General features: G+C 61.6%; 12 protein-coding genes. 10 read left to right on the top strand and 2 right to left on the bottom strand.

Annotated elements, in window-relative coordinates:
- The 8 genes from ACVOL0_RS13280 to ACVOL0_RS13245 all read left to right on the top strand — a co-directional run.
- Positions 1-269: hypothetical protein (locus ACVOL0_RS13280; RefSeq protein WP_481549500.1), on the top strand; the 269-nt coding region annotated here is incomplete at its 5' end.
- Positions 266-1,228: a hypothetical protein gene (locus ACVOL0_RS13275; protein WP_481549499.1), complete on the top strand. Its 963-nt coding sequence runs from the start codon at positions 266-268 to the stop codon at positions 1,226-1,228. The genes ACVOL0_RS13280 and ACVOL0_RS13275, both read left to right, overlap by 4 nt.
- Positions 1,225-1,797, top strand: coding sequence for a hypothetical protein (locus ACVOL0_RS13270; protein ID WP_481549498.1), 573 nt, complete (start codon positions 1,225-1,227; stop codon positions 1,795-1,797). The genes ACVOL0_RS13275 and ACVOL0_RS13270 overlap by 4 nt, the downstream gene beginning before the upstream one ends.
- A 57-nt stretch (positions 1,798-1,854) precedes the next feature.
- On the top strand, positions 1,855-2,166 hold the full coding sequence (locus ACVOL0_RS13265) for a hypothetical protein (protein ID WP_481549497.1): 312 nt from the start codon (positions 1,855-1,857) through the stop codon (positions 2,164-2,166).
- 276 nt (positions 2,167-2,442) lie between these two features.
- Positions 2,443-2,766 (top strand): hypothetical protein, encoded by a 324-nt coding sequence (locus tag ACVOL0_RS13260; RefSeq protein ID WP_481549496.1) that lies wholly within the window; start codon positions 2,443-2,445, stop codon positions 2,764-2,766.
- 82 nt (positions 2,767-2,848) lie between these two features.
- Positions 2,849-3,340, top strand: coding sequence for a hypothetical protein (locus ACVOL0_RS13255; protein ID WP_481549495.1), 492 nt, complete (start codon positions 2,849-2,851; stop codon positions 3,338-3,340).
- Positions 3,341-3,908: 568 nt separating this feature from the next.
- Positions 3,909-4,091: a hypothetical protein gene (locus ACVOL0_RS13250; RefSeq protein WP_481549494.1), complete on the top strand. Its 183-nt coding sequence runs from the start codon at positions 3,909-3,911 to the stop codon at positions 4,089-4,091.
- 150 nt (positions 4,092-4,241) lie between these two features.
- On the top strand, positions 4,242-4,463 hold the full coding sequence (locus ACVOL0_RS13245; RefSeq protein ID WP_481549493.1) for a hypothetical protein: 222 nt from the start codon (positions 4,242-4,244) through the stop codon (positions 4,461-4,463).
- A gap of 59 nt (positions 4,464-4,522) precedes the next feature.
- On the opposite strand, the gene ACVOL0_RS13240 is transcribed toward ACVOL0_RS13245, so the two are convergent.
- Positions 4,523-6,154: a recombinase family protein gene (locus ACVOL0_RS13240; protein ID WP_481549492.1), complete on the bottom strand. Its 1,632-nt coding sequence runs from the start codon at positions 6,152-6,154 to the stop codon at positions 4,523-4,525.
- 46 nt (positions 6,155-6,200) lie between these two features.
- On the opposite strand from ACVOL0_RS13240, the gene rimO reads away from it, so the two are divergent.
- Together rimO and ACVOL0_RS13230 are read left to right on the top strand one after the other, a co-directional pair.
- Complete coding sequence (gene rimO, locus ACVOL0_RS13235; RefSeq protein ID WP_481549491.1) at positions 6,201-7,559, top strand: 30S ribosomal protein S12 methylthiotransferase RimO; 1,359 nt, start codon at positions 6,201-6,203, stop codon at positions 7,557-7,559.
- Positions 7,556-8,395, top strand: a complete 840-nt coding sequence (locus tag ACVOL0_RS13230; RefSeq protein WP_481549490.1) for a DUF3025 domain-containing protein — start codon at positions 7,556-7,558, stop codon at positions 8,393-8,395. Before rimO ends, ACVOL0_RS13230 begins: the two co-directional genes overlap by 4 nt.
- Here ACVOL0_RS13230 and greB read toward each other — a convergent pair.
- Positions 8,382-8,882, bottom strand: a complete 501-nt coding sequence (greB, locus tag ACVOL0_RS13225) for a transcription elongation factor GreB (protein ID WP_481549503.1) — start codon at positions 8,880-8,882, stop codon at positions 8,382-8,384. The genes ACVOL0_RS13230 and greB overlap by 14 nt on opposite strands.
- Positions 8,883-8,979 lie beyond the last annotated feature (97 nt).

Here is an 8,979-nt window from a genome sequence, read left to right as displayed (position 1 = left end):
GCGTCTTCTTCCGCTTGCCCGTGTGTTCCGCGTCCCCGAAGCTCAGCTGCATCGTCGTCATCCGTCGAACCTTGCGCTATTGTCGCCGAGGAATTGTTCAGAGCATCCCTAGGTTAGTTAAGAAAGCTCACGCTCAGCCTGCAGAAGATTTCCTGTCCGTTTCGGCAGTGATTATTTCCGCCTCAACTAAAACTGTTCTATCAAAGAACACCATGGAGCCAGAATTTATTTCTGTCTCTCCAATCATCATCGGAGTGAGTCTGTCATGAGTGAACTAATTGGCCTGCGCGGCCTGTACCAGTTCGAGGTTGCCAAGGTTGATGCCGCTGGCTGTGAAATTCCTGGCAGCCGGCGCATTGCTGTGCCTTGGTTTGAAAACCTGATTACGAATGTTGGTCTAGATTTTCTCGGCGGTAACGCAGGTGATGCGCTTGCCTATTGCCGGCTTGGAACCTCCAACACCGTACCGGCCTTCACCGATGTTGCACTGGGTGATCAGAAGGGCGCATCCAACACCGCTGGAGCTGCTGATGTCAGTGGAGTGTCTGGCGACGGCTCGTACCTCTTTCGGCGTGTCACCAAACAGTTCGCGGCCGGGTCAGTGTCTGGGCACAATCTGAATGAGGTGGCGATGGGGGGCGCCGCTACAGGCAACGTGTTCTCACGTGCATTGTTGAAAGATACCGGCGGAGTGCCAACCACGATCACCCTGGCCGCAGATGAAATCCTCGACGTGATTTACGAGTTGCGAGCCTACGTTGCCAATACCACCACGACTGCCAATATCACCGTGGATGGTGTGGCAACCACGGTCAGCATGTTCCCGATGGGGTGGCCGACAGCGACCGTGTGGCCCAATACTGCTGCGCGCCTTGGAGTCGCCATGCTGAATACTTCCGGCAACACCAGTGATAGGAACCTGACACTGCAGGAGGCGAATCTCACGATTGCCGCTGCGGCCATTACGGATCTTGCGCTGAACTATAAGAATCTCTCTACCTATGTTGTAGGCAGCTATCGGCGCACCTATCAGGTCGATTTGCCAATTGCAGTGGGAAACTTTGCAACCGGGATAGGGTCTTTGGTTTTTAATGCGCAGTCAGGAAGTCAGGCTATCCCGTCCGGGTTTGGGCAATGGGGGATGTCTTTTAGCCCCAAAATTGCGAAGACAAGCGCCAAGACGGCAAGCCTAGTGTTCGGCCTTTCGTTCGGACGGTACACACCATGATCCCTGTCATCTCTGTTAGTCCGCATCCAGGGCTGTGGTCGTATCGCATGCGTCACCACGCGCGCCCTTTGATCGACTATGAGCATGCTGGCGCCGGACTAAATGATCCCTCGCAGGGGCTGCGAGGGTATGACTGGACTGCCGAGTACGCTCCGGCCGACGGTTGGGTCTACGTATGGCGAGAGGATCAGGGGAAGGCCAGCAGGGTCGGAGTGCTGCAGCGGGCGGGGATCACCCGCATCGGTCTGGCCTTCGACCAGAACATGCGGGTGCACTTGTGCTGGACTGACGCTGTCGGAACATTCCTCTGGCGCTACTCAGCGGACACGGGCGAAATGGTCGCGGTCCAGATTGTCGGCGCGTCGAGCCCCTGCATCACCCTGGACGATCACCGGCCGGAGCGGGTAAGCGATAGCGACATCATCCTGAGTTACATTGCCGGCACGCAGCTGTGCTTTCGGGTGCAGCGGGAACTGTACGACGTGGTCCACTCGGCCGAGCTGGGCAACACGGCCGAGCTCAATGGGGCGGGCATGGCCGGCTTCCGGTTCCAGTGGGAGTGGAGGTAGGGCCTTGTACTGGCCGCGTTCTCACCAAGAGGGACGCGGCTGGTCCATCCTCTGGCCATGCTCCCAACCCCATACCACTGGCTCGACAACCCCGACACCTGCTACCTGTGCTTCAACTTCCAGACCGTAGCGGTCCTGAAGCTGGAGGCGGGCAGGGTAGCCGGCACCCTCAACTGGCAAGGCCGGTCCTTCTGGTTCAAGGCCGGCTCCTACCGCCAGGGCAAGATGTGGGTGGAGCGATGGATCGCGGCGAGGGGCAATGACTTGCCCAGCCGGCCGGTGAAGCCTCGCCGTCGATCGCAGGAGAAGGCAGTGCTGCAGGCGCTGATCAGCAAGCGGCCAGCGGCTGAGGCGAGGGTGCCGAGGTAAGCTCGGCACTGCAGTCGAACAACAATTCGGACTGCAAATTATTCCTCGATCTATTCCAGCCGGGCTGCAGAGCCAGGTTCTGCAGTTCATCTCAGGATCTGAGAGCGGCTTGGGGCAACCTTATGGCGCGGGGACACTCCCCTGACCCCGCACTGCCGGGCCGCTGACTCCCCCTCTGCAGCGGCTGACACCCGAAAGGCTCGTCGTGATCCGGCCATCTTCGACCCATACAATGGCGGCCGCATGAAGATCCCCGTATTCCGAACCCCCAGATCGATGTCCATGGTTGCCGTGGACCTGATGCTGCACGGCATCGTGGTCGCCGACGCCATGCGCCCCCACAACCGCCTGCTGGCCGGTGAGTTGCGGGATGAGCTGGGCATCAAGTCCGATGACACCGACGACGACCGGGATTTCCTGCTGCACCTGTCGTGTGAGGTTGAGCCGGCCGGCGAGTACGGCTGGGTCGATTACTACGTCTACAGCGCTACATTCCCCATGGACCCGATGCGGGCGAAGGAGCTGGTATGCGCCGCGGTGCGCCAGTGGGGCACGGTCGGAAAGCCGGACTATTTTGTGGCCAAGCTAAATCCGGCCTGATCCGAGCAGTTTGCGTTTGCAGATAGAAAGAGGGCAGTCTGTCACCGCTCGACCATCCGAGTAACTTGGCAGAGGGGACAAAATGGATCTGAGTCTTTGGAAGAAGCGCAAAGCTATTGATGTTCCACCGGGTCGCGTCATGCTTGCATCGGGGAATGTCTATCTGCGGGTGCCTGATTTCAACGCAAATCTCCCTCCTCTGGCATTGTGCCTTTCGGGAGATCGCGTCGGAGTGGCACAGGAATTGGGCGAAGAGGGTGCTTGCATCTACTTCGACGGGCAGATCTCGTTCGAGGCGGAGTCTATTGCTGCGTTTGGAGCGGGTAAGGTGGTGCCGGGGGAATTGGCCCTAGGGTGCATCGCGATTGGATCGCAAGGTGCGTTCGCGATGGGGGCGTACTCCAATCTGAATGACAGATTTTCGTTCGGCATCAATTGCGGCGGGTCCCTTTTGCCGCTCGGGTCAGTGAATGACCAAAGCTTCATCCTGGTTCCGGAGTGGAAGCTGATGGCGGTGGACCCTACCGGCCGAAAAACCGAGCTTGTCACCGTCACCGGAAAAGTCGCGGACTAAACAGCCCATCCAATCGCAGCCCATGCGATTGACGCCTGCCAAGTTGCAGGCCATGGACACATCGACCAAGAAGCAGGTGTGGCATCCCAGCAAAGCCGCCTGGGCAAGAGCTCGGGCGGCTGAGCTGGACGGGCAGGCCCGGCAGCTGGAGCAGTCCAGCACCGGCAACTGGCGGCAGCGAGCCCGAACCAGAGCCGCCGCAAGCCGTCTACGACTTCGGGCCGGGGATTACCTAGCCAAGGCCGCTCGCCTTGAAGATGACGAGGAACCTGTGTCGCAGTGGGGGACATAGGTTTTCGCCCTTTTGGGTGAAAACCCCTGACCCGGTCAATTACGGGAAATCCCGCATTTCAGCACCAGCACCCGCCCGCCATCTGCCGGGCCCATCACGGGCCGTTTCAGGCCCAAATCCCTTGATACATCTACGTTTCACCGGTGGCCAAGCGCGGGCCTTTCGGCGGCACAAAGCGAGCGGCCAACACCGCCGGCAGAATGGGAAAGTCGCCCGGACGGTGCTCCCTGCGGCCTGTTAGCGTCCTCTTCGCCAAACGTGGCAGAGGAGTTCAACATGAAGAAGGTGATTGGCGGTATCGAAGTGCCCTTGCCGGGCGGGCTGGTTCACTGGCAGCCGCTTTACCAGAGGCAGCCGGACCGTTCGCCAACGGAGGCGGATAACGCCTCTGAGGGGCCTGCCAAGAAGGGCGGGATCTTTGAGCGTGTGGAAAGGAGGCCCGATAAGCCGAAGTCCTGAAGGCGGGCCGCTGGGTAAACGGAGGAACGATTCGTTCCTCCCTCCGAAACATGCCGGGAATTTCTCCGGCATGTTGCCGGGGTTGATCAGCGGCCGAAGTCCTGCCAGCCTCGGCTCGCCTCGTTGCGAGGCAGCGACTAGGAGCATCGAATGGCGAACCAACGTTTTGATGAGGCGGAATACAAGGAACACGTGATTCGTGTCTACGCCGAACAGTACGACGAAGAGTCGGCCTGGACCATCACAGTTTCCGTCCAGAGGCCGGATGGTTCATGGTTTCCGGATATTGAGGACAACGACCATAGCTACCCCAGCGAAAACGCGGCTTTTGCTACCGGCAACGAGATGGGGCGAAACTTGATTGATCAGTAATCGGGTCGGGCCTGCAGGTCGTCCGCCTTCCTGCAGGCCCGGTGCAAAACTGAAGGAGGTCAGCCCCCAATAGCTGGTGGCAGGGGCAAATCACCGGAATCCACGTCCTCCCCGTGCTGCCACGCGCCCGTCTGCCGATCGATGTTCAGGAGTCTGGTGCCGCCGCGCTTGGCCATGAGGAGCACGCCGATCGTTCCCTTCCAGGAGCGGGTGAGTTCAGGCGTAACGCCCCGGTGGTAGATGACGATCTTGTCGAACGTGTCGGCCACCAGCTGACGGGCCTTCATCCGCGCGTCGTAGTCCAGTGATTCGACGCCCTCGACCAGCTCAGCCCATGCCTTTGCCAGAGCCGGGGTGGGGGATAAAGCGGCTGTTGCCAGCTCATGCTCCAGCACTTCGACCTTGGCCTGCTGCTCGGCCAGCTGATTCTCCAACTCGCGCGCACGGCGCATGAAGGCTGCTGGTGACTGGCCTGGCTCCGCGCTCAGCAAGGCATCGGTGATCTTTTCCACCTTGGCAGAGGTGTCGGCCGCAGCGGCGCGAGCCGCTGACAACTGGCCCGCGATGCCCTCGGCCCTATCGCTACCTTCCAGCAAGCGAGACAGATTCATCTGGTCCGCGCAGAACGCCATGACGGCACGCTCAATCGGCACCACGCTGCAGCTGCCGGCGACTGCGCAGCCCGCACCCTGCTGGTTGCTCACGCAGATGAGGCGGCGATGGCCGTTCTGGGGCTTGCCGTCCTCGCGCCGCGCCCGGTTCATCAGGTTCTGCCCAACCAGTGCCGCGCCGCAGTAGCCGCAATAGCTGATCCTCAGCCCGGTGATGATGCTCGGGATCTCGCCAGTGCCCTTGCGCCGCGCCCGTTGACCCGTGACGTTCTGCAGGCTGGCGAACTCCTCTGGTTCGATCAGGGCGGGGTAGTAGCCGGGTAGACGGTATTCCTCGCCGTCGACGTTCAGGACCTTCTCCCCAATCAGTGCCCGATTCCTGACGATCCGATAGAGCTGCTGGGAGGGGTTTCCGCCATTCGTCAGCTGCAGGCCGAGCTCATCGAGTGTCCGCATGATCCGGACTGCACCGTGGCCATCCTTGAACATGGAGATTGCCTTGCGCACGGCCTCGGCGCGCTTAGGGGCCAAGACAAAGGTGCCGCCCTCCAGAGCCAACCAATGGGGGTCTTTGCCGTTTCGGACCAGTCCGCGCCAAGTGCCGGCGATCCACCCCTGGCACTGCCGGTGGATGGCTGCCCGGACGCGCTTCGACTTGGTGTCCGATTCCTCATGCGCGCGGATCATGACTAGGAGGCTGTACACCAGGTCCATAGGCTGGGCCTTCAGGCCTTGCCGGTTGTATTCCCGCCCATCGCTGGCCGTCACGACTGTGATGCCGGCGTTGATGATCTGGGCGAGCTGGGCCTGCGCTTGGATGGGTTCGGCGCGGCTCAGGCGGTCCAGTCCTTCCACGATAAGCACGGAGCCCGCTGGAATGCGGCCGTCATCGATTGCCTGCAGGAAGACGCCCAGTGCGCCCCGGGTGACGTGGCGCTGGTGGTAGGCCGATAGGCCTTCGTCCTGCATGGATAGGGTGGAATCGAGGGTCAGGCCTCGCTCTGCCGCCCACCGTTTGGCGTACTCCAGCTGCCGGTCAGCACTGCTGCCGGCCGCCTGCTTTGGATCACTGAAGCGCAAGTAGCTGTAAACTCTCGCCTTTGTAGCCATAGCGCCAGGTATCACTGTGTCGGATCGTAGAAGTATAGGGTTTGTTTCGCTTGGGTGCCCGAAAGCCCTAGTCGATTCCGAGCGCATCCTCACCCAGCTGCGGGTGGAGGGCTATAGCATCGTGCCGTCCTACGATTCGGCCGATGTGGTGGTGGTCAATACCTGCGGCTTCATCGACTCGGCCGTGGCCGAATCGCTGGACGCGATCGGCGAGGCGATGAACGAGAACGGCAAGGTCATCGTCACCGGCTGCCTGGGCAAGAAGGGCGACATGATCCGCGAGCATTACCCGGACGTGCTGTCGGTATCCGGTCCGCAGGACTACACCACGGTGATGGAAGCGGTGCATGCCGCACTGCCGCCCAAGCACGACCCGTTCGTGGACCTGGTGCCCGACTACGGCATCAAGCTGACCCCGCGTCACTACGCCTATCTGAAGATTTCCGAAGGCTGCAACCACCGCTGCAGCTTCTGCATCATTCCCTCGATGCGTGGCGACCTGGTCTCGCGTCCGGTTGATGAGGTGTTGCGCGAGGCCGAGCGTCTGGTCAAGGGTGGTGTGCGTGAGCTGCTGGTGGTGTCGCAGGACACCTCGGCCTATGGCGTGGACCGCAAGTACGCGCCGGGCACCTGGCGCGGCAAGGAATACGCCACACGTATGAAGGCGCTGTGCGAAGGCCTGTCCGAGCTCGATGCCTGGACCCGCCTGCACTACGTCTATCCGTACCCGCACGTCGACGACGTGGTGCCGTTGATGGCCGAGGGCAAGATCCTGCCCTACCTGGACATCCCGTTCCAGCACGCCAGCCCGCGCATCCTCAAGCTGATGAAGCGTCCGGGTGCGGTCGACAAAACCCTGGAGCGGGTGTTGCGCTGGCGTGAGATCGCGCCGGACATCACCGTGCGTTCGACCTTCATCGTCGGCTTCCCGGGCGAAACCGATGCCGAGTTCGAGCAGCTGCTGGATTTCCTCGACACCGCCCAGCTCGACCGCGTCGGTGCCTTCGCCTATTCGCCGGTGGAAGGTGCAACGGCCAACCAGTTGCCGGACCCGGTGCCGGAAGAAGTGAAGCAGGAGCGACTGGCCCGTTTCATGGAAAAGCAGGCCGCCATTTCGGCTGCCAAGCTCGAAGCCAAGATCGGCAGCGTTCAGCAATGCCTGGTTGACGGCATCGAGGACGGCATCGCTGTTGCACGCTCCAAGGCCGATGCGCCGGAGATCGACGGTCTGGTGCATATCCAGAATGCCGATGAGGCCAAGCTGCGGGTCGGTGACTTCGTCAACGTCGAGATCACCGACAGCGACGAGCACGATCTGTTTGGCGACGCCCTGATCGATGCCAAGGCGGCGCCGTTCGACCTCAAGGTGCTGTGACCACAGCACCGGCTGCAAGCGATGCCGGCGTGGGCCGGCGTCGTTTTGCAGCGCCGCTGCGCGGGCAGGTTGAGCTGAGGTGTTTTGATCATCCGCTGTTCGCGGACTTCCGTGATTTCGAGGCGTTGATGCGGGCTGCTGATTGGCCGGACATCGATGCACTCAATGTGCAGTTGCCCGTGCAGGGCAAGCGCTTTGTCGCCCAGGACGAGGTATTGCTGGCTGACGACCTGCACTACGAGCAACGTATTGCACAGGGCCGTATCGCCACCCGCGAACAGAGTTGGCACGACCTGTTCAACGCGATGGTGTGGGCGCGCTACCCTGCGATCAAACATGCGCTCAATGCGCAGCAGTGTCGGCATATCGCAGCGATGGGGCCAAGCCAACGCAATCGCGCGCAGGCCGCATTGACCCAGTTCGATGAAACCGGAGTGATCGTGCGTGTTCGCGATGCGAGCCTGCTGTCGGCCTGGGACCGGCACGACTGGTCAACGCTGTTCAACCAGAGCGGATGGCACAAAGGCGATATCGTCGTCTGCGCGGTGATTGGCCATGCGCTGATGGAGCAGGCGTTGCTGCCCGAGCGACTGCTGGTTGGAAAGTGCCTGGTGATCGTCGGCGATGACGATGTGGCTTGTGTCAGCGCCGTGGCGGCAGCAATCGAAGGTGCCAGCCAGCTCGCCGATCCTGCCGAGTTGCGGCCACTACCGTTGGCCGGCATTCCTGGCTGGCATGCCTCTCAAGGCGCGGGCTTCTATCAATTGACCGATTACTTCCGCCCGCTACGCGAAGGTCGCCTTTATCCGACGCCGCTTGGCGTCAGCCGTAGCTGACATCGATGATCGCGAAGCGGGTCAGTCCGCTGGGCAGCTCCACTGCGAACTCATCGTCGATGCGCTTTTTCAGCAACGCCCGCGCCAGTGGCGAGTCGATGCTGATCCAGCCGGCCGCTGCGTCGGTTTCATCGGGGCCGACGATCCGGTAGACAACGGTCTGGCCGGAATCGACGTTCTCCAGCTCCACCGTCGCGCCGAAGAACACGGCTTCCGGATCGCTGGGTGTGGTGTCGACAACGCGCAGGGCTTCCAGTCGTTTGCTCAGATAGCGCACGCGGCGGTCGATTTCGCCCAGCTGCTTCTTGCGGTAGGTGTACTCGGCGTTCTCCGAGCGATCTCCCTCGGCGGCCGCTGCTGCCAGCGCCTTGACCACTTCCGGCCGACGCTGCCGCCACAGTTCATCCAGCTCGGCCTTGAGCCGAGCGTGGCCCTGCGCGGTGATCAGGGCGGTGCTTTTTTCTGCAGGGGGGCGCCAGCGGCTCATTGCGGTCATGTAGTGCGTGGATGCCGGCATGGTAGCCGGGCTGGCTTGCACAAGGCCAATCCATGGCTGAAGCTTCGCGTACTCTGACAAGGAAGTC

The organism is Stenotrophomonas sp. STEN021 (assembly GCF_056760175.1).
This window is presented reverse-complemented; position numbering and strand designations above follow the sequence as displayed.

Excerpts from the sequence above, each read along its gene's own strand:
- ACVOL0_RS13275 (WP_481549499.1), top strand. The coding sequence starts at position 266 with ATGAGTGAACTAATTGGCCTGCGCGGCCTGTACCAGTTCGAGGTTGCC.
- ACVOL0_RS13270 (WP_481549498.1), top strand. The coding sequence starts at position 1,225 with ATGATCCCTGTCATCTCTGTTAGTCCGCATCCAGGGCTGTGGTCGTAT.
- ACVOL0_RS13265 (WP_481549497.1), top strand. The coding sequence starts at position 1,855 with ATGCTCCCAACCCCATACCACTGGCTCGACAACCCCGACACCTGCTAC.
- ACVOL0_RS13260 (WP_481549496.1), top strand. The coding sequence starts at position 2,443 with ATGTCCATGGTTGCCGTGGACCTGATGCTGCACGGCATCGTGGTCGCC.
- ACVOL0_RS13255 (WP_481549495.1), top strand. The coding sequence starts at position 2,849 with ATGGATCTGAGTCTTTGGAAGAAGCGCAAAGCTATTGATGTTCCACCG.
- ACVOL0_RS13250 (WP_481549494.1), top strand. The coding sequence starts at position 3,909 with ATGAAGAAGGTGATTGGCGGTATCGAAGTGCCCTTGCCGGGCGGGCTG.
- ACVOL0_RS13245 (WP_481549493.1), top strand. The coding sequence starts at position 4,242 with ATGGCGAACCAACGTTTTGATGAGGCGGAATACAAGGAACACGTGATT.
- greB (WP_481549503.1), bottom strand. The coding sequence starts at position 8,882 with ATGAGCCGCTGGCGCCCCCCTGCAGAAAAAAGCACCGCCCTGATCACC.